The following is a 404-nucleotide window of genomic DNA, read 5'->3' as shown; positions in this document are numbered from 1 at the left end:
GCTGAAAAATCTATAAGATTTCTCAGTTGCCCGATTTTAAATATAGCTATTAGAATTTAGTTTTCGTAGTAACCTAATTCTAAGTCTTTTGAAGTTTGTTTACGGATTTTTCTCATTAATTTTTCGTCTTCAATTAATGATTCACCGTATGATGGAATCATTTTCTTGATTTTAGGTGCCCATTCAGTTTTGTATTCAGGGAAGTTACGTTCTAATACTTCTAACGCAACTGAAACTGAAGTTGAAGCCCCTGGTGATTCACCTAATAATGCGATTACAGTGTGGTCTTGTGAGTTAACCACTTCTGTACCGAATTGGATGAATCCTTTACCGTGTTCAGGTGTATCTTTGATAACTTGTACACGTTTACCAGCAGTGTATAATTGCCAATCTTCATTACGTGC

General features: G+C 35.1%; 1 protein-coding gene. It reads right to left on the bottom strand.

All coding sequences use genetic code 11. From position 1 onward, the window contains the following. Window positions 1-56: 56 nt before the first annotated feature. A partial coding sequence (locus tag C0Z16_RS37190; RefSeq protein WP_208638682.1) for a malate:quinone oxidoreductase occupies window positions 57-404 on the bottom strand: 348 nt, incomplete at its 5' end.

The organism is Paraburkholderia rhynchosiae (assembly GCF_002879865.1).
Lineage (GTDB): Bacteria > Pseudomonadota > Gammaproteobacteria > Burkholderiales > Burkholderiaceae > Paraburkholderia > Paraburkholderia rhynchosiae.
Note: the sequence above shows the minus strand (reverse complement) of the source record. Positions and strands in the feature narration are given on the sequence as shown.